Source organism: Pedobacter sp. (assembly GCF_035566355.1).
Classification (GTDB): domain Bacteria; phylum Bacteroidota; class Bacteroidia; order Sphingobacteriales; family Sphingobacteriaceae; genus Pedobacter.
Genome location: NZ_DATMRL010000189.1, coordinates 1 through 19911, shown reverse-complemented (window position 1 = coordinate 19911; position 19911 = coordinate 1). Strand labels below are relative to the sequence as shown.

17 protein-coding genes and 1 pseudogene are annotated in these 19911 nt (G+C 39.5%); 6 read left to right on the top strand and 12 right to left on the bottom strand.

Features of this window, described 5'->3' with window-relative positions; all coding sequences use genetic code 11:
* The 3 genes from VNZ46_RS07495 to VNZ46_RS07485 all read right to left on the bottom strand — a co-directional run.
* The coding region (locus VNZ46_RS07495; RefSeq protein ID WP_325559460.1) for a phosphatidate cytidylyltransferase at positions 1-626 on the bottom strand (626 nt) is incomplete at its 3' end.
* Positions 623-829 carry a DUF2007 domain-containing protein gene (locus VNZ46_RS07490; protein WP_133779052.1) on the bottom strand — a complete coding sequence of 69 codons (207 nt, stop codon included), beginning with the start codon at positions 827-829 and terminating at the stop codon, positions 623-625. The genes VNZ46_RS07495 and VNZ46_RS07490, both read right to left, overlap by 4 nt.
* Positions 810-1733, bottom strand: a complete 924-nt coding sequence (locus tag VNZ46_RS07485; protein ID WP_325559459.1) for a CPBP family intramembrane glutamic endopeptidase — start codon at positions 1731-1733, stop codon at positions 810-812. Before VNZ46_RS07485 ends, VNZ46_RS07490 begins: the two co-directional genes overlap by 20 nt.
* Before the next feature lie 53 nt (positions 1734-1786).
* Between VNZ46_RS07485 and dusB the strand changes: the two genes are divergently transcribed.
* The gene (gene dusB / locus VNZ46_RS07480; RefSeq protein ID WP_325559458.1) at positions 1787-2794 is read left to right on the top strand and encodes a tRNA dihydrouridine synthase DusB; all 1008 of its coding nucleotides are present in this window, start codon (positions 1787-1789) and stop codon (positions 2792-2794) included.
* A gap of 33 nt (positions 2795-2827) precedes the next feature.
* Positions 2828-3214: a Co2+/Mg2+ efflux protein ApaG gene (gene apaG / locus VNZ46_RS07475; protein WP_325559457.1), complete on the top strand. Its 387-nt coding sequence runs from the start codon at positions 2828-2830 to the stop codon at positions 3212-3214.
* On the opposite strand, the gene VNZ46_RS07470 is transcribed toward apaG, so the two are convergent.
* Positions 3211-3906, bottom strand: a complete 696-nt coding sequence (locus tag VNZ46_RS07470; protein ID WP_325559456.1) for a zinc metallopeptidase — start codon at positions 3904-3906, stop codon at positions 3211-3213. The two genes, apaG and VNZ46_RS07470, sit on opposite strands and share 4 nt — an antisense overlap.
* 85 nt (positions 3907-3991) lie before the next feature.
* On the opposite strand from VNZ46_RS07470, the gene VNZ46_RS07465 reads away from it, so the two are divergent.
* Complete coding sequence (locus VNZ46_RS07465; protein WP_325559455.1) at positions 3992-5131, top strand: FAD-binding oxidoreductase; 1140 nt, start codon at positions 3992-3994, stop codon at positions 5129-5131.
* Between the two features lie 76 nt (positions 5132-5207).
* Positions 5208-6524, top strand: a complete 1317-nt coding sequence (locus tag VNZ46_RS07460; protein ID WP_325559454.1) for a DNA recombination protein RmuC — start codon at positions 5208-5210, stop codon at positions 6522-6524.
* On the opposite strand, the gene thiL is transcribed toward VNZ46_RS07460, so the two are convergent.
* Together thiL and nadA are read right to left on the bottom strand one after the other, a co-directional pair.
* Entirely contained in the window at positions 6519-7559 is a 1041-nt protein-coding gene (thiL, locus tag VNZ46_RS07455; RefSeq protein ID WP_325559453.1) for a thiamine-phosphate kinase, read from the bottom strand. The two genes, VNZ46_RS07460 and thiL, sit on opposite strands and share 6 nt — an antisense overlap.
* A gap of 86 nt (positions 7560-7645) precedes the next feature.
* Positions 7646-8644, bottom strand: coding sequence for a quinolinate synthase NadA (nadA, locus tag VNZ46_RS07450; protein WP_108555955.1), 999 nt, complete (start codon positions 8642-8644; stop codon positions 7646-7648).
* A gap of 881 nt (positions 8645-9525) precedes the next feature.
* On the opposite strand from nadA, the gene nadB reads away from it, so the two are divergent.
* Entirely contained in the window at positions 9526-11112 is a 1587-nt protein-coding gene (gene nadB, locus VNZ46_RS07445) for an L-aspartate oxidase (RefSeq protein ID WP_325559452.1), read from the top strand.
* Positions 11113-11122: 10 nt separating this feature from the next.
* Positions 11123-11632, top strand: a complete 510-nt coding sequence (locus VNZ46_RS07440; protein ID WP_325559451.1) for a gamma carbonic anhydrase family protein — start codon at positions 11123-11125, stop codon at positions 11630-11632.
* 1 nt (position 11633) lies between these two features.
* Here the strand turns inward: VNZ46_RS07440 and VNZ46_RS07435 are convergent, their stop codons facing one another.
* The 6 genes and pseudogenes from VNZ46_RS07435 to VNZ46_RS07410 all read right to left on the bottom strand — a co-directional run.
* Positions 11634-13220 (bottom strand): Ig-like domain-containing protein, encoded by a 1587-nt coding sequence (locus VNZ46_RS07435; protein ID WP_325559450.1) that lies wholly within the window; start codon positions 13218-13220, stop codon positions 11634-11636.
* Between the two features lie 194 nt (positions 13221-13414).
* Positions 13415-15277, bottom strand: coding sequence for a tRNA uridine-5-carboxymethylaminomethyl(34) synthesis enzyme MnmG (gene mnmG, locus VNZ46_RS07430; protein ID WP_325559449.1), 1863 nt, complete (start codon positions 15275-15277; stop codon positions 13415-13417).
* A gap of 67 nt (positions 15278-15344) precedes the next feature.
* Entirely contained in the window at positions 15345-15596 is a 252-nt protein-coding gene (locus tag VNZ46_RS07425; RefSeq protein ID WP_199075796.1) for a CBU_0592 family membrane protein, read from the bottom strand.
* Positions 15596-17464 carry an ABC-F family ATP-binding cassette domain-containing protein gene (locus tag VNZ46_RS07420; protein ID WP_325559448.1) on the bottom strand — a complete coding sequence of 623 codons (1869 nt, stop codon included), beginning with the start codon at positions 17462-17464 and terminating at the stop codon, positions 15596-15598. The genes VNZ46_RS07425 and VNZ46_RS07420 overlap by 1 nt, the downstream gene beginning before the upstream one ends.
* 248 nt (positions 17465-17712) lie before the next feature.
* Positions 17713-18147 (bottom strand): rRNA maturation RNase YbeY, encoded by a 435-nt coding sequence (ybeY, locus tag VNZ46_RS07415; protein WP_325559447.1) that lies wholly within the window; start codon positions 18145-18147, stop codon positions 17713-17715.
* Positions 18148-18157: 10 nt separating this feature from the next.
* A pseudogene (locus VNZ46_RS07410) lies at positions 18158-19911 on the bottom strand (hypothetical protein); the annotation flags it as partial.

Below are 19911 nucleotides of genomic sequence, written 5' to 3'. Positions count from 1 at the left end.
ATGCCTACCCAAACCGGTGCTGCAATCTCTTTGAAATAAAAAGAGACCGCTATGGCAACCAGTACACTGGTCAATACCCCTCCAAAAAAGCCTTCCCAGGTCTTTTTCGGAGAATGACGTTCGAATAATTTATGTTTTCCCAGTTTCCTTCCAAACAGATAAGCACCGGTATCGCTTGCCCAAAGCATCAGTAAAAAGGCAAGGGGCAAATGAAAATTATAAGCATTCCCGCTAAAAGAAAAGCCCAGCGCATAGAAAAAGCTAAAGGGGATGGTTGTGTATATCAAACCGACAAAAGTGTAGGAAATATCAGAAAAAGGGGCCTTTTCCTTTCTATACAGTTCCGCAATAAACACAGAAACCAATAAAGGAATCAGTAAAAGCAAATACCGCACTTCAAACTTTAGAAAATAACAAGAGGCCAGCGACAGAAAAATAACCCCACCACTGAACAGGCCAATACCTGTATGGGGTTTGATACCAGAATTTCTGATCAGCTTGTAAAATTCTGACAAAGCCATTAAACTCAGCAGTAAATAAAAGACACTAAAAGTATATGCACCCAGGAATATAGATCCGAGCATGACTATGGTAAAGAAAAAAGCGGTTATTGCCCTGGTTTTCATAATTCGTTTTGTTCAATATACACCTTTGCCTTTTCCTCATCTTCCGCATTCACCATCACGGTGAGCACCCCAAAAGTCCCGTAGGAGGAATCCTGTTTGTTCAGTACCACAGCTGGTATCTCATTTTCTATTAATCCCTGTTTCAGGATTTCTGCACTATAGGCATTACTCGTGGTAAATACCTTAACCCAATTGTTTTCCATGAGTTGTTCTTTTTTTAAAATATATAAACAAGGCTATAGTGACCAATAAACTCAATATATAACCATACCATTTAAAATGAAAAGTATTGTCGGCATCATCGAGCGGTAAGTGTTTAATTTGGAGGTACCAGGCCACACAAACGGCATAGCCATTGTTGATAAAGTGCCCCAGCATCGCATACCATAAACTCCCGCTCCAATAATAGATATATCCAAATCCAGCCCCTAACAACAACCTGGGTAAAAACCCAAAAAACTGCATATGTATGGCGCTAAAAATAAACGCAGCAAACCATATGGCCACATGGGGATTGTTAAACATTCTGTTCAAACCTCTCTGTACACCTCCTCTGAACATCAGCTCTTCTGCAACAGCAGGTACCAGTGCAATCATAAAAAGATTCACCAGGAAATCCCAGGTTGTATTGATCTTCAGCAGGATGAGTGTCATCCTCATCGCCTCTTCTTCCTTTTCCCGCATCCAGGTATCTAAGGGTTTCAAAAAATCGGGAAGTATCATTTTCTGATTGATCAGAGCTGTCCATTCCATAAAGGGCATAGAACATATCATAATTAAAAAAACGAGAAAAATCCATTCCGCCTTTGGTTTCCCAAAACCATAAAAATCTTTAATCTTTCTACCGTTCTCAAAAGCCAAAAGGAGCGGGGGAGCAAAAAACAAACCAATGGAGGTACAAATCTGAATGATTTTCAATCCATTTAAATATTCAGGGTTTCCTCCAGTCAAAGCATTTGGTTCAAAAACTTTAGATCCGTACATCAAAAAGAGAATTGCAAAACCCAGCGCCGTAAAAACAAAAACCCCGGCAAGAGCATAACCTGCCAACGCAAGCAGCTGTACATAAGCACTTTTTTCAGGTTTTACATTAGGCGGAAAATTCATTATTTGGATTATTTGTACCTTTGTCTTTTTAATTTTGGTTTGAAGATAGAAAAATGTCTGTAAAGATAGGAAATATAGATTTGGGAGACTTCCCTTTATTGCTTGCACCAATGGAAGATGTAAGCGATCCACCTTTTCGTTTTGTATGTAAACAAAGTGGGGTAGATATGATGTACACTGAATTTATTTCTTCTGAAGGACTGATCCGGGATGCCGCCAAAAGCAGGGCAAAACTGGATATTTTCGAATACGAAAGGCCAATAGGCATCCAAATCTTTGGCAGTGAAATTGATCATATGCGTGAAGCCACTGAAATAGCAACTATGGCCAAGCCAGATTTGATGGACATCAACTATGGTTGTCCCGTAAAAAACGTAGCCTGTCGTGGTGCAGGATCAGCTTTGCTCCAGGACATTGACAAAATGGTTAAAATGACTGAAGCTGTGGTCAAGGCAACACCTTTGCCAGTTACCGTTAAAACCAGGCTGGGTTGGGACGATACCACAAAAAATGTGGAAGAAGTAGCAGAACGCCTGCAGGATATAGGAATTCAGGCCCTAACCATTCATGGAAGGACCAGAGCACAGTTGTACAAAGGAGAAGCAGACTGGACCTTAATCCGGGAAATCAAAAGAAATCCACGGATCAAAATCCCCATTTTTGGAAACGGTGACGTTGACAGCATCCGCAAAGCAGCAGACTGGAGACTGGAATATGAAGTAGACGGCATTATGATCGGAAGGGCAGCCATCGGCTATCCATGGATCTTCAGGGAGATCAGACATTTCTTCAATACCGGGGAAATTCTTCCCGGCCCAACCGTAGAAGAGCGCGTATCCGTATGCAGAACACATTTTGAGAAATCATTGGCCTGGAAAGGTCCAAAAGTAGGTATCTTCGAAATGAGGCGTCATTATGCCAACTATTTTAAAGGTTTACCAGACTTTAAAGGCTATAGAATGCAATTGGTAAAAGAAGAAAATATAGAAACGATCCACAGTATTTTAGACGAAGTGGCAGACAAATATCATAATGTTCAGCCCCTGAATGAAATGGCTTGATTTTTGAAATAATTTAGTAAAAATAGCAGTAAAATGGTCACAGCAATAACAGAGGGTGTAAAAATTTCAGTAGAAACCATGTACCAGGAAGAATATTCCAATCCTTCCAATGACCAGTTCATGTTCGCATATCGCATAGAAATTGAAAATCTGTCGGATTATACCATACAACTGAAAAGACGCCAGTGGTTCATCTTTGATTCCAACGGTACAGAAAGAGAAGTAGAAGGTGAAGGTGTAGTTGGTTTGCAACCCATCATTGAGCCTGGAAATCACCATTCTTACGTTTCCGGATGCCAGTTATCTACAGAAATAGGCAGCATGAGGGGACACTATTTTATGTCCAGGGTCGCTGTGGAAACAGAATTTACTGTTGATATCCCACAGTTTGAACTGATTGCTCCTTACCGCTTAAATTAATTACGGTTTCTTCCAAAGAGCATAGAAGCATAATAGATCAAATTGGCCAGTGCACCAAGTGCAGCCACCACATAGGTCATTGCTGCCCACCAAAGCGCATCCTTGGCTTGTACATTTTCATCTTTGGTATTCATGATATGCTGATTGGTTTTTAACCACAACAAGGCCCTTTTACTCGCATCAAATTCAACGGGTAAGGTTACAAAACTAAACAGGGTTACCAGTAATAGTCCAGCCACACCTATACCAAGAACAAAGGGATTTCCAGTAAAACCAATCATCAGAACACCAATGATCAGCACCCATTGGAGCAGATTAGAAGAAATACTCACCACAGGAACCATGTTAGAGCGCAGCTGTAACCAATGATAGGACCTGGAATGTTGTACCGCATGTCCACATTCATGAGCCGCAACAGCTGCTGCGGCAACGCTCCTTCCATGAAATACATCTGTACTCAGATTAACTGTCTTGTCTGCAGGATTATAGTGATCTGTAAGTTGCCCCTCTGTACTCATGACCTTAACGTCATAGATACCATAATCGTTCAACATTCGCTCTGCAACCTCTTTTCCAGATAAACCGGAATTTAATTGCATTTCTGCATATCTGGAGAACTTATTTCTAAATATCCACTGCACAAACATACTGATCACCAGCATGATTAATATTGCTATTAAATACGTTTCCATTTCTTGGGTATGTTTTTCATATACTCTCCAATCAAAAAGCGTTCCCTTATTTTTTAACCTGCTGAAATTTAGATAAATTTAGTCTATGGGAACTACCTTATCTTACTGGGAAAAAGCCAGTTTCTTTACTTTTGACATTGGCATCGTAGGCAGTGGTATTGTCGGATTAACTGCTGCTATTACTTTAAAACAACAACATAAAAATCTAAGTGTAGCGATCTTTGAACGCGGATTTTTACCTTCTGGTGCCAGTACAAAGAACGCTGGCTTTGCTTGTTTCGGAAGTATTTCAGAGCTGATCGAACAGGAAAAATCTATTGGTTCCAATGGACTTCAACATCTCATTGAAAAAAGATGGAAAGGTCTTTTAAAACTTCGAAAACTGGTTTCCGATCAAAATTTATCCTATAAAAACTATGGCGGATTTGAACTTTTTAAATCTACAGAACAAGAACTTGCGGCTACATGTGTAGCTAAAATTGATCACTTTAACCAATTGATCAAAGACATCATTCCGGGGGGTAAAAGTTTTGGCCTGGTGAATGCCAAAGTGAGCACCTTTGGGTTTAAAGGAATTGAAACACTGATAGAAAATCAATTTGAGGGCCAGATCGATACTGGAAAAATGATGAAATATCTCCTGCAACTGGCCGGCAACCTTGGTGTAGTGCTGTATACCAACTGTCCGGTAGAAAAAATCAGCGAAGAAGAGAGACATCAAATACTTTCTACACCACATGGTCCATTTAAATGTAATTCAGTGCTTCTTGCCAATAACGCTTTTATCAATGAACTCTTACCAGAGTTGGATGTTGTACCCGGCAGAGGGCAGGTACTGATTACCAAACCAATTAAAAACCTCAAGATCAAAGGCGCATTCCATTACGATAAAGGTTACTATTACTTCAGGAATATTGATGACCGTATTTTATTGGGCGGTGGCCGTAACCTGGCTTTTGAAGAGGAACAAACCACAGCATTTGGTACAACACCTGTTATCCGGAGGGCACTTGAACAATTGCTTGAAGAAACCATTTTACCAAATACCCCTTTCGATATTGAGACCAGCTGGAGTGGGATCATGGGTTTCGGAAAACAGATAGACCCCATCATCAGACAAGTTAAACCAGGTATTTTTTGTGCGGTAAGGTGTAATGGAATGGGCATTGCAATGGGCAGTCAAACCGGCCAGGATGCTGCCGAGCTGATTCTTAAAAGCCTGTAAAGAGTACACTCATTTTTTACTAATTAATTTGTTATTCATTTTTATAATATTCATTTTTGATAAAAATATTAGTAAAATGGAATACTTGATCCTGACCTTGCTGTTGCTGATTTTATGTGCCCTGATCTTTTTATTTACCAAAAAAAACGCTGGCAATGGTGTTCATCTGCTCGAACTCAAGGAGACCGAACATCAGAAAGCAATTGCCTGGCTTAAAGAAGAGAAAACAAGGACAGAAGATGAACTGAACGACCTCAGAAATTTGTTTATGCAGGAGAGGGGCAAACTGATCAAAGCAGAAGAAAATCTCCACAGTCAGCTGGTTAAGCAAGCTGAACAGGAAAAATACATTGCTGAACTCCAGTATAAATTCAAGCTTGAATTTGAAAATATTGCCAACAAGATCCTGGATGAAAAATCTTCTAAATTTACCGAACAAAATAAAGTAAACCTCGATAGCATATTAAGCCCGCTAAGAGAAAACATCAAGGCTTTTGAGGAAAAGGTAGACAAGGTCTACAAAACTGAATCTGACGAGCGGAATACCCTTAAGGGCGTCATTTCTCAGCTCATGGTACAAAGCAAACAAATACAGGAAGACGCCACCAATCTGACCAAAGCATTGAAAGGCGACAGCAAAAAACAAGGCAACTGGGGAGAAGTGATCCTGGAACGTGTACTGGAAAGATCAGGATTGATCAAGGACAGGGAATACCGTATACAAACTTCCCTGAGCGGTGCAGAAGGTACCCGCTTACAACCTGATGTACTGATCGATCTTCCTGATGAGAAACATATAGTAGTCGATTCAAAAGTTTCCCTGGTGGCTTACGAACGCTTTGTCAGTGCAGAAAGTGAAGAAGAACGCGAAAATCAGCTTAAACTTCATATTCTATCCATTAAGGCCCATATACAAGGCTTATCGGGAAAGAACTACCAGGACCTTTACCAGATCAATTCCCCCGATTTTGTGCTGCTCTTCATTCCAATAGAATCTTCTTTTGGATTGGCTGTACAAAGCGATGCAGAATTATTCAATTATGCCTGGGACAGGAAAGTCGTAATTGTGAGCCCTTCCACCTTGCTGGCCACCCTCCGTACTATTGCCAGTATATGGAAGCAGGAACGGCAAAACAGAAATGTTTTAGAGATCGCGAGGTTAAGCGGCAGCATGTACGATAAGTTTGTTGGGTTCTTAAGCGATATGGAGGCTATAGGACGCAACATCAGGCAAAGTCAGGACGCCTATGACAAGGCAATTAATAAACTCTCCACAGGGGCTGGAAATCTGTCCAGCACTTCTGAGAAAATTAAAAAGCTGGGTGCAAAAACAAATAAGCAGATTGATGCTAAATTTTTGGACCCAGCTTTAACAGAAGAAGAACAATTATAATTTAAATGCGTTCCAGCCCTGAGCCTTCAGTTCATGGACCACATTAGACTTGGAAATCATCTTGCAGCCCGAGTTTTTGTCCGTCATATGGCCTATAACTGTAATGTCAACATCATGCTTTAAGCGCTCATAATCAGATTGTTTAATTGTGAATAACAATTCATAGTCTTCCCCGCCGTTCAGCGCACAAACTGTGGGATCAAGTCCAAGTTCACGTGCGGTTTCATAGGTCATAGGATCGATAGGCAATTTATCTTCATAAATGGTACAACCCACACCAGATTGCGTAGCCAGGTGAAAAATCTCAGATGCCAGACCATCTGATACATCAATCATCGCCGTCGGTTTTATTTTCATTTGTGAGAGCAAATCAACGATATCCCTACGTCCTTCAGGTTTAAGCTGACGTTCGATAATATAGTCCTTTCCTTCCAAATCAGGCTGAATATTAGGGTTTTCCAGGAAAATCTGTTTTTCTCTTTCCAGAATTTGCAAACCAACATAGGCACCTCCAAGATCCCCGCTCACACAAAGCAGATCACCTTCACCTGCACCATTCCGGTAACATATATCCTGCCGGTCTGCATAACCTATACTGGTTACGCTAATCACCAAACCTTGTTTACTCGAAGAGGTATCCCCTCCGATTAAATCAATATTAAATTTGTTACAGGCCAACTCCACCCCTTTATAAATCTCTTCTACAGCTTCCAGCGGAAATTTACTGGACAAACCAATAGAAAATGTAATCTGGGTTGCTACACCGTTCATTGCATAAATATCACTTAAATTAACCTGTACTGCCTTGTATCCCAGGTGCATAAGAGGTACATAGGCCAGATCAAAATGTACACCTTCCAGCAGCAGATCTGTAGAGATCAAGGTCTGCTTGTCTCCAAAACTCAGTACAGCTGCATCATCCCCAATTCCCTTTATGCTACCCTCATGCTGAATCTTAAAATGTTCCGTCAGGTGTTTGATCAGCCCAAATTCTCCTAATTCTGCAAGGTCTGTACGTTCTTTATTTTCAAACATTATCTTATTGTTATATAGTCAATTAACAGGTTATCCACATTGATTTTATCGCCTATTTCCGAAAATCAACAGCACCTGATTGTAAATTATAAGCCTAAACTAGCTGATATCTCCAGCATTCTTTCAATCGGTTTCCGTGCTTCCACAATAATATTTGCGGGAACTGTAACTTCCGGAAGTCCGTTTTTCATACACAAATACAATTTTTCAAGCGTATTTCTCTTCATATAAGCACAATCGTTACAAGCACAACTATTGGTTGGAGGAGCTGGAATAAATGTTTTTCCCGGACTGGCTTTTTCCATTTGGTGAATAATCCCACTTTCGGTTGCCACAATAAACTCCTGTGCATCGCTGTTGATAGAGTATTTTAACAATCCTGTTGTAGAACCAATATAATCAGCCATTTGCAAAACTGCTTCTTCGCATTCCGGGTGTGCAATAAATTTTGCGTTGGGATGCCTTTCTTTTAGTTTGGTAATCTTCTCCCTTGAAAAAATTTCATGAACCATGCAGGCGCCGTTCCATAAAACCAAATCTCTTCCTGTTTTTTTAGCTACCCATGCTCCAAGATTTTTATCCGGACCAAAAATAATTTTCTGATCTTTTGGCAAACTCTCTACAATTTGTACTGCGTTGGTAGAAGTACACACAATATCGCTCAATGCTTTTAATTCCGCAGTGCAGTTTACATACGTGATCACCAAGTGATCCGGATATTTTTCTTTAAATTTTTTAAACAAATGTGGTGGGCAACTGTCGGCAAGTGAGCAACCTGCCTTTAAATCAGGTAGCAAAACCTTTTTTTCGGGAGATAATATTTTTGCTGTTTCTGCCATAAAATGCACTCCAGCAAACACAATAACGTCAGCTTCAGTTTTTGCAGCTTCCTGCGACAAACCTAGACTATCACCAATGTAATCAGCAACATCCTGTATATCAGCTTCTTGGTAGTAGTGAGCCAATACAATAGCATTCTTTTCTTTTTTCAGTTTTTCAATTTCTTCAAAAAGATCCAGAGTCGGGTCAATTGCTTCATCTACAAATCCTTTGATATTTAATTCCTCTAGGATATCCGTTTTCATTAAAGTATAAATTATTTATTTTAAAATATATATTTTCTTTTCAGTTATTTATTATCAGGAGTATTCCTGCTATTGGGCCTCTTAGATTGCGATATTCACGAGATGCTAGCCGCTAGTACAGCTATATCCAAATCTCAGAGGCTCTTTTTTAAAAATGTCAGGCCCTGCGTTTTTTAAGCTTTTTCTTTACCGACACCAAATATACCCAATCTAAATTTGACCGCTTTAGAATGTGCTATTTAAAAATCAATTTTCTTTTTTATCGTACGGCAAACTCTCAGGGGCTCTATTTTCAAAAATTTAAAGCTTTTTTTTACTATAAGACTTCAAATCTAAATTTGACTGCTTTAGAATGTCATATTTAAAATTTGATTTTACTTCCCATCGTATAACAAATTCTCAGGGCCTCTGATTCTAAATTTTATCCTTTTTGTGTTTTTTAAAATTTTTCTGTTCTAAAACTTTTGTAAAGGTACGAGGTTTCCACACTTCAATAAATTATAATTATTTAATATAAAATCATTTTCTATTGTTTATTAGTGTGTTGGTATTGTTGGTAATTTCGAAATTTCTATGCAATTATATAACTTGTTCTATAGTTATCCACAAATGATGTGCTTTTTTTTTAGAAATATCAACTGATTAACAATTAGATATTATTTATTCTAAAAACTTATCAATACCTGTATGTGAATTTTTTGACTGAGGATAAAAAGTGAATAACCCTGGGAATGCTGGTTAAAAATAACTGAAAATATTGTGTCAAAATCTGTTTTTAGCTTAGCTTTAAACATTCAAAAATATTTGTTCTATTTATTTATACAAGAAATTAACACTTCTACCAACGTTGTTAACAAAGTGGTGGAAATTAGCCTAAATCAATGAAAAAAGTCGATTTTTTAGTCATAGGCTCGGGTATTGCGGGTTTGAGCTTTGCTTTAAAAGCTGCCCGGCACGGGAAAGTTTTAATTATTACCAAGTCAAATGAAGATGAATCCAATACAAAATATGCCCAGGGTGGGGTAGCAGTTGTAGTTGATAAAGATGATTCATTTGATAAACATATTGAAGATACTTTAATTGCAGGAGATGGATTATGCGATGAAAAAGTGGTGGAAATTGTTGTAAAAGAGGGGCCTCAGCGTATCCAGGAGATTATTGATTATGGAATCAATTTTGACAAAAATCCAAAAGGAGTTTACGACCTGGCTAAAGAAGGCGGCCATTCGGAGCATCGTGTTTTGCATTATAAAGACGTGACGGGGTACGAAATTGAGAGTGTTTTGCTCAAGCAAATTCATGAAAACGAAAACATAGAGATATTAACACATTACTTCTGTTTGGAGTTGATAACTCAACACCACCTTGGTGAATTTGTGGACAAGAGTACTAAAGATATCCACTGTTTTGGTGTATATGCCTTTAATACAGAGCGTAACGATGTGGAGAAGATCTTAGCTTCTGTGACTATCATGGCATCGGGTGGTGCAGGACATATCTATTCGAGTACAACAAATCCGGTTATAGCTACCGGCGATGGAATGGCGATGGTATATCGTGCCAAAGGAAAATTGAGGAATATGGAGTTTATCCAGTTTCATCCAACAGCACTTTATCATCCGGGTGAATACCCTGCTTTTTTAATTTCTGAGGCAGTTCGTGGTTTTGGTGGAGTACTCAGAAGAAAGAACGGAGATGAATTCATGTATGAATATGACGCACGCGGGTCTCTGGCACCAAGGGATATTGTGGCAAGAGCTATAGATTCTGAGATGAAAAAGTCAGGTGAAGACTTCGTTTACCTTGACATTACAAACCGGAAAAAGCAGGATATTTTAAATCATTTTCCTAATATTTATGCCAAGTGTTTGTCTATCGGCATAGACATGACAAAGGATCTGATACCCGTTACACCAGCTGCACATTATATGTGTGGAGGTATTTTGGTTGATGAATTTGGAAGATCTTCCATACAAAACCTTTATGCTTGCGGAGAGTGCTCTTCTACTGGATTGCATGGTGCAAATCGCTTGGCTTCCAATTCTTTGCTGGAAGCACCTGTCTTTGCTCACCGGATTTACCTGGATGCCGTTGAACGTTTCAAAACAGCTGTGGTACCGGATAGTATTCCGGATTGGAATGAGTACGCTGTTACACAATCTAATGAGGACATCCTGGTGACCCATAACTTAAGAGAAATGCAAAAGCTGATGAGTGATTATGTGGGCATTGTTCGTTCCGATTTCAGGCTGGACAGAGCGATGAGAAGACTATACCTTTTATTCGAAGAGACCGAAGAATTCTATAAAAAGAATAAAGTTTCAGTTAAATTGTGTGAACTCAGAAATGTGATACAGGTGGCCTATATTGTTATAAAATCAGCAATGGCGAGGAAGGAAAGCAGAGGTTTGCATTATACAACAGACTATCCAAAACATGCAGACACATTAACAGATACCATATTTTAAACGAAAGATTATGCCAGTAATATTGCCAGTGAAAGGGAAATCTCCGGATTGGGGAGACAATTGTTTTATAGCACCTAATGCCACAATAGTAGGAGAGGTGAGCATAGGAAATAACTGCTCTGTTTGGTTTAATGCGGTGATCAGGGGGGACGTCAATCGTATAACTATTGGTAACGAAACCAATATACAAGATGGCGCTGTAGTGCACGCAACGTATTTAAAGGCCTCTACGACGATCGGAAACCGGGTTTCTGTAGGGCATAATGCTATTGTGCATGGTTGTTTGATTAAAGACCATGTACTGATTGGCATGGGGGCAATTGTAATGGATCATGCTGTTGTTGAGGAGTATTGCATTATCGCTGCTGGCTCTGTGGTGCTGGAAAATACCCATTGCGAGAGTGGATATATTTATGGTGGAACACCAGCTAAAAAATTAAAGCCCATCACTGAACAGCAACGGGCTTTATTAAATAAGCTTCCTGACAATTATATCTTATACTCTGATTGGTTCAGATAAGCTAAGAAGAAGGTTCCTTTGGGATAGTGATGGTTTCATTTCTATCCCAATTCGCCTTTATAGAGAGTTCTTTTGGTTCGTTATAGACCTTTTCGGGTTGAATACCCTTTGCTATATTTCCGGTGTCCCAGAGACCGTTCTTATTGGCGTCATAGATAATCCTTACAAAATACTTTCCTGCCCGGTAATTGGCAAATTTTAATATCGTATCCCCCTGGAAAGTATTGGTATTGACAATAAATTTCTTTTCGTCCAATACTTGTAAAATATATTGTTTGTCCTTTTCCGTAACAGTAACCTTGAGTTGTAATGTGCCATAATTATCCTTGTTTGCCAATTCAAATTTCTTACTGAATTCTTTATTTGTGGCCTTGAATATGGCAGTGAAGGTACCGGCTCCAAACTTAATTTCGTAAATGCTTTTCGCTACCCATGGGTATTTAATCAGGTAGGAGAGCAGGTCTGTACTGTCTTTAACTATAGTTATCCCTTTCTTCACAACAGAGTCTTCCATCAAGGTTATTTTTGAAAGATCAACACCTTCTACCGGCAGCGTAAAGCTTAAACGAAAAGGTCTGTTTGGATTAAGTAAATTTCCTTCTAAATTGTCTGTTGCGGTTAGCGTACGCGTATAAGCATCTTTTTTGCCCCGTGTTAGTTTTGCGGTTTGAAGTAATTTTCCAGCATCAGTTACACTTACTTTTACAGAATCAAAGTTCATGTCTTTTAGCCATAGCTTTACAGAATCTTTCGTAGCATTGAACTTAACAAGTTTACCGGCATCCAGGGCGGCAGGCTCCGTAACTGTAAGTTCCGGTTTGGAGAGTCTCTGGTTAAAATCCATAAATATACTTCCGTCGGGATTGAGTTTACGATCAATGATTCTGAATACTGCAGCATCTTCTTTAAACATCACCAGGTTAACGTCGTTTGTATTGGCTTTTAGATGTATGGGGTCTTTTAAAAATCCTACTTCATCAGAGCTTTGCTGGTAAATTTTATCACTATTTTTATCCTTAACCGTGTAGATTTTATAATCACCTTTTCTTAGATTGCTCAGTTTATAGTTTCCGCTACTGTCTGTTGTGGTATAAATCGACGGACGTTTTTTACCAAACAAACTGTCTTTTTCCAAAGGGAAAAGCATAACCACAGCTTCTATTTCCGGAAGTTGCGTCAGGGAATTTAAAACTTTTCCTTTTATACTTAAAGAGTCCAGGGTGGGGCCGGTAGAAAATACATAGGTGAAATTCTTGATCACATTTCCTTCGTTGATATCCCCGATGGATTTACCAAAATTTAGGGTATAGGTGGTGTTCTTTTCCAAACTATCCATAAAATTGATTTCAAGAAATTTCTTCTTTATTTTAAGTTCTGGTTGTCTTTCCAGTTCCGGTGAAATTGAAAATTCCTTTTGTTGGTTATTGATCTTAAAATATTCATCGAACTGGATCACTATTTTTTTTGCCCGGAAATTAGTAGACAGATCTTTTGGTTCCATTTTTAAAACCTTTGGTGGCTTGGTATCTTTTGGTCCTCCGGTGAGCTGTCCAGGTGTCCCGCAACCATAAAATATGGAAATTCCCATTAGTAAAGAAAAAAGGATGGTTAGAATTCTATTAATACCTGATTTTATCATTTTAATGAGCTCTGAGTGATTTTATTGGTGTTTAAACTAATTACATTAAAAAAATTAAAAAGTTCTTTATATCGCTTTAAAACAAGCCGAATTTTAAAGCGATATTTTACTTTTTAACTTATTGAATATCAGTTAATTGTGTTTTATTTGCTAATATGTACCATTAAAACGGAGATATCAGAAGGCGAGACACCCGAAATTCTTGAAGCCTGACCCAAAGTTCTCGGTTTTATCTTTAATAGTTTCTCTCTTGCCTCCTTAGACAGTGAAATTAATTGGGAATAGTCGAAGTCAGGATTGATGTCTTTGTCTTCCATCTTCTGCATTTTGTTAACGATCTCTTGTTCCTTCTCAAAATAACTTTCGTATTTGATTTTGATCTCTGCCTGTTCTACTGTCTCTTTATCGTATTTGTTCAAGAGCTCATTAAAGGTAGGACTGACCTGACGAAGGTCTTCTATACCAACTTGCGGACGGCTTAAGATGCTGAACAATTTTACATTTTGAGTAAGTGTGCTGGTGCCCAATTTTTCCAACATATCATTTGCGGCCGTCATGTCTATGCCTTCTTTTTTTGAAAAGGCAACAATGGCATCTGAATTAGCGATTTTCTGTTTCACCAGGTCGAGCCTTTCATCACTTATGAGGCCCAACTGGTGGCCAATAGGGGATAGGCGGATATCCGCATTGTCTTGTCTAAGAAGCAACCGGTGTTCAGCTCTGGAAGTAAACATACGGTAGGGCTCATCTGTTCCTTTGGTCACCAGGTCATCAATTAATACGCCAATATACGATTCTGATCTTTTCATAATCAGTTCCTCTTTATCGTGTACTTTCTGATGAGCATTAATTCCAGCGATAAAACCCTGACTTGCAGCTTCTTCGTATCCTGTTGTCCCATTAATTTGCCCCGCAAAGAATAAATGTCTTATTTTCTTTGTTTCCAGCGTTAAAGTAAGTTGGGTAGGTGGAAAGTAATCGTATTCTATAGCATAACCCGGGCGGAACATTTTTGCGTTTTCAAAGCCGGGGATTTGAATCAATGCACGGTACTGAACGTCTTCGGGGAGCGAAGTAGAAAATCCATTAACATAGATTTCGCAAGTATTCCAACCTTCTGGTTCTACAAATATCTGGTGTCTTTCCCGTTCTGCGAAGCGATTGATTTTGTCTTCTATAGAAGGGCAGTACCTTGGTCCAAGTCCTTTGATCCGTCCGGTAAACATGGGTGATTTTTCAAAACCTTCTTTTAATGTTTCGTGTACATTGCTGTTGGTATAGGTGATCCAGCAACAACGTTGTTCTGTAGGAAGGGGTACATTGGTGTAAGAAAATCTACCTGGATTTTCATCTCCCCATTGTTCTTCCATCAGGGAGTAATTTAGGGACCTTCCATCTACGCGGGGTGGGGTACCTGTTTTCATTCTTCCCGCTTCGAAACCGAGTTCTTTAAGTTGTTCGGTAATTCCGGTAGCAGCTTTTTCTCCTGTACGGCCACCGCCAAATTTCTTTTCTCCGATATGAATAAGTCCATTGAGAAATGTACCGTTTGTGAGTACAACAGACTTAGATTTGATCTCCACGCCGATGGAAGTTTTTACGCCAATTACCTGGTCATTTTTTATGATTAAACTGCTGACCATGTCTTGCCAGAAATCTACATTTGGTGTGCGTTCTAAGGCGAGGCGCCATTCTTCCGCAAATCTTTTTCTATCATTTTGCGCCCTTGGACTCCACATTGCGGGACCTTTTGACAGGTTAAGCATGCGAAATTGAAGCGTTGTTTTATCTGCGATGATGCCCGAGTAGCCACCCATCGCGTCAATTTCTCTAACGATTTGTCCTTTTGCAACGCCGCCCATTGCTGGATTACAGCTCATCTGTGCGATGGTTTCCATATTCATGGTAATCAATAGAACGGAGGATCCAAGATTTGCAGCGGCAGCAGCAGCTTCACAACCTGCGTGTCCGGCACCTACAACAATGACATCATATTCTTTAAACATTGCTCTTTTTTATTAATGTTCCACGTGAAACACGCTCCTTATAATTACGAACAGGAGTGCTTAGGTTTCACGTGGAACGTTTACTTTTAAAATTCTTAAAAAGGCTGAAAATAGCCACAAATACCCATACGGCCTCTAATATAACGAATGGAATGAAGCCGATCATCCAGGAAGAATATCCTGCAATCGCAGCGCCAAACAGATTCAATATTGCATACATCGGATCTTCGGCTCTGATTACTTTCAGGGCTTGTAAAAAGAAGGCTATTAATAAAAGGCCTACACCGATTGTAGCAACTAGATCAGAGGTTTTCATCATTAATTTATTTTTTCAGATAATTCCAACCACCGTTCTGTAACCTGATCCAGTTCACTTTGAAGACGTTCTATTTTCTTAGTCACTTCCTGAATCTGAATATAATCTGTACTCTCTATAGAAAGTAGGGAAGAGGTCAATTCTGAAATATTATTTTCAAGTTGGGCAATTTGAGATTCTGAATCGTCCAATTCTTTTTGTTCTTTATAACTTAACTTTTTCACCGCCGGAGCAGGGGAGTTTTCTATTTCTACTTTTTTTGATGGCTTAGTTTCTTTCGTCTTTTCAGCTTCTAAACTAATTCTGTATTCAGAATAATTACCATTATAAATGGTTACCTCTCCATTACCCTCCATAATGAACAACTGCTCGCTCATTTTATCCAGTAAATACCTGTCGTGAGAAACCAAAATTAAAACACCAGGGAAGTTTTCCAGAAATTCCTCCAATACATTTAGTGTATCAATATCCAGGTCGTTTGTTGGCTCATCCAGTATAAGGAAATTTGGATTCTGCATCAAGACCTTCATCAGGTGCAAACGCTTCTTTTCCCCTCCACTTAGTTTTTCAACCATCCCATGTTGCTTCTTTGGAGGAAACAAAAATAAGGTCAACAACTGCGAGGCGGAGATGGTAGAACCATCTGCCATTTTGATGTATTCTGCATCAGATTTTACAATATCAATGACACGCTCTTTTTCATTAAATGCGAGGCCACCTTGTTTGTAATATCCATAAACTGTTGTATCTCCTGTGTCGGCGGTACCACGCTCTGGAGATAAGTTTCCAGTGATGATATTTAGAAAAGTAGACTTACCTGTTCCATTTTTCCCGGCCAGTCCGATACGGTCTGCTTTCTTAAATGTATAGCTAAAATCATTAATAATTTTCTTATCGTCAAAGGATTGCCCGATGTGGTGTAACTCTAATATTTTGTTGCCCTGGCGAGACATTTTTACATTTAAAGTAACTGTTTGATTATCAGATCTTTGTTTTGTTTTATTCTCCAGATCGTAAAATGCATCAATTCTGGACTGTGATTTTGTCGTCCGGGCCTGTGGCATGCGCCGCATCCATTCCAATTCCTTTTTTAGCAAGTTTTTATTTTTCTGAAAGGTACTTTCATCTGCGGCTTCCCGTTCTGATTTCTTTTCCAGGAAATAGGCATAATTACCATTGTAGTTGTATATCTTGCCTCTGTCCAGTTCTACAATCGTGTTGCAAACATTGTCCAGAAAATACCGGTCGTGTGTAACTAAAAGTATAGTTTTATTTCCGGAAGTGAGCAATTTCTCCAGCCATTCAATGGTATCAATGTCCAGATGATTCGTAGGCTCGTCTAGTACATAGATCTCCGGATCTTCTATCAGAAGTTTGGCCAGAGCAAGACGTTTTTTTTGTCCCCCCGAAAGGGTAGAGATCTTTTGCTGCAAATGGTTAATGCCCATTCTGCTCAAGATTGTTTTGATCTCGTGCTCATATTCCCAGGCATTGTGCTCACTGAGTTCTTCATACAAGCGGTTCAGTTTTTTCTCATCAGGATTGGGATCTTCGATCAGTTCTTCATATTCTTTAATCAGCTGTTGCTGTTTATTCTCCAGGGAGAAAATGAAGTCACTGATGCTGTAACCATCCGGAAAAGAAGGTTCCTGGTCAAGAAATCCAATTTTGACCGATTTGTTCTTCACGATTTTACCTTCCAGCGGGTTGAAACGCTCCGCAAGTAATTTCAATAACGTACTCTTCCCTGCTCCGTTGATACCAACCAACGCTACGCGCTGTCCGGTCTGGATGCCCAGGGTTAGATTTTTAAACAGCCATTCATCATGATACGCATGACCTAGGCCTTCTGCTGCAATTAGTGTGCTCAATTTATACTTTTAACGATTTGTCAGTTAAGAAATTATTACAAAAGTAAGCAATAATTCTCTTGTATAGCATCGGAGTATTGAGGTATGCCACTACTGTTTACATCAAAGCAACAAAGCAGGTACAGGATGCCTATGGAATTGATTCTGCAATCAGATAGGGATTGGTGAGGAACAAGCTGCTTTTGGAGCTAGCAATTTACTCCCGGGAACGATCCCAGGCGATTGCAAGTATTGAGATGAATGCGAGGTTATTTGGAATTTAAAAGGGAAAGATAATGATCCTCTTTTTGCGTCATCAGCGTTTTATCCTTTTTCGACTTGTCCTTATACCCTAACAGGTGTAAGGTTCCGTGAACCATGACGCGACACAGTTCGTGGAATACGGTGCTTTTAAATTCCTTTGCATTTTCCTGAATACGTTCTATGCTGATAAATATATCTCCTGCAATCATTTTAAGTGCTTCTGAGTGATCGAAAGTGATGACGTCGGTATAAGTGTCATGATCCAGGTATTGTTGATTCATGGTCAGTAAATACTCATCTGAGCAAATTATGAAATTCAGTTCCTCCAGTTGATAGCCTTCGGCGTAGATGGTATCCAGCAGCCAGGTCCTGATCAGTGTTTTATGCTTAAGTGTGTAAGAAATGTCTTCCGTAAAGAAATGAATTGCAATTTTACTCATGCCAGTTAGATTATGGGGCCGAATTTAGCAATTTAAAATAATCAGTGATTTTGTTTTTATAGTAATAATTTAAATCGGGAGGTAGTTTTTGAAGAATTTCCTGCTCGTTGCGCTGCTGGAGCCGGAATTTTTCCAGCATTTTAGGATAAGACGGAGGGAGGTCCTTACCGGCTTTGCTTTCCCTTTTGGCATCTTCATCCTGCTGCCGTTCTGCTTTTTCTGCATCGAGCATTTTGGTGAGCAAGTCTTTTTGACGGCGTATGGTTTCCTGTTCGATCCTTTTGTTCACCAGATCTTCTTCAGTTTGTTTCATATCCTGGATCATTTGGTTCAGGTTACCTAATTTTCCTTTTCCATCTTTGTTATCCTCCCGGTTAATCTTTTCAAGCGCTTCGCGGATCATCTGTTGTTGCTGAGCCATTTTTCCAATTTCCTGGCTCATGACACCTTTTGGGACAGTTCCTTTGTTGCCTGCCTTTTCGAGCTGTTCCCTTGCCTTTTGCATATTATTGTTGAGTTGTTGCTGCATTTTTTGCAACTGTTGCAGGCTCTGTTGTTTTTTTCCTTTACCATTGCCCGAAGAATTCTTCATTTTCTGCAGTTGTTCCAGGGCTTCATTTAGCATTAGGCTGAGGTTGTTGATAGAAGTCATGGCGTACTGCTGGTTTTCATTGGCCGCGTAGGTTTGACGGTCTCCGAGTTTGTCCAGGCTCTTGTCCATATTAAAATTGATCTTCTGCACTTCTTCATTCACTGTACTTGAAATCTGGGGCACGCGTTTGCTCAAAGAGAACAAGCTGTCGGCAATGGTTTTCATGTTGTCTTTAATGGTCCGCTGCTTTTGAACGTTAAGTGTATACTGCGGATCAGTGCTGTTCATATTTCTCAAGCGGAGCATCACTTTTTCCTGGTCAAAGGAGATATTCAGTAGATTTTGAAGTAACTTTCTGAGTTCCTGTGCATTAATGTTATTTTCAGTTTCTGAGGCTTCCTGCTGCTCTTCTTTAAGCTTCTGAGAAAGCTTTTTAAGCTCCTCTGCGGCTTTCTCCTGGCTTTTTGATGCATTTGATCGATCGGACTTAGATAGTTGATCCTGAGCGGTCTTTTGTAGAGCCTCAATTTGACCGATTTCCTTGTCCGGGCGCTGAAATGGGTTGGGTTTTTCCAATTGCTGGTTTTTTTCGTCCAGTTGCTGGAATTCTTTTTTCAATCCGGTCAGTTCTTTGGAGATGTTGGTCTGTTTCTTTTTGAGGTCCTCAAGGTCTGCATTTTTCTGTGCACTCTGTTTACTCAGGGCTTCCTGCATTTTGGCCAGTTCTTCCAGACGGTCGGTTTTGTTCTGAAGATTCTGTTCAAACTCGAGTTGCTTATACAATTCCAGGATTCTGTCCAGCTCATTTTTTAAAGACTTATTGTCCATTTGCATTTTAGAAAGTTCACCAGAAGTTTTATCCTTGTTGCTTTCATTCATCAGATTCTGGAGTTTTTCCAGAATGCTCTTCGTTTTTTCATCCAGGGCATTATTGAACAAATCATCAATCTGCTGTTGTTTTTTCAGAAGTTCATCCTTTAAGAGATTGTTTTCTTCCTTTTCAAAAGTCTGCTGGGCATTGAGTTTTTTGATTTCCTGTACAGATTGGTCCAGTTGTTTTTGCTTGTCCAGCAATTGTTCTATTTGTTTTTTATCCTCGAGGGAGATCTCTTTTTTGTCGAGCAGTGTTTCACCCAGTTTCTTGCTTTCCTTTTCCACCTGGCCGGCGAGTT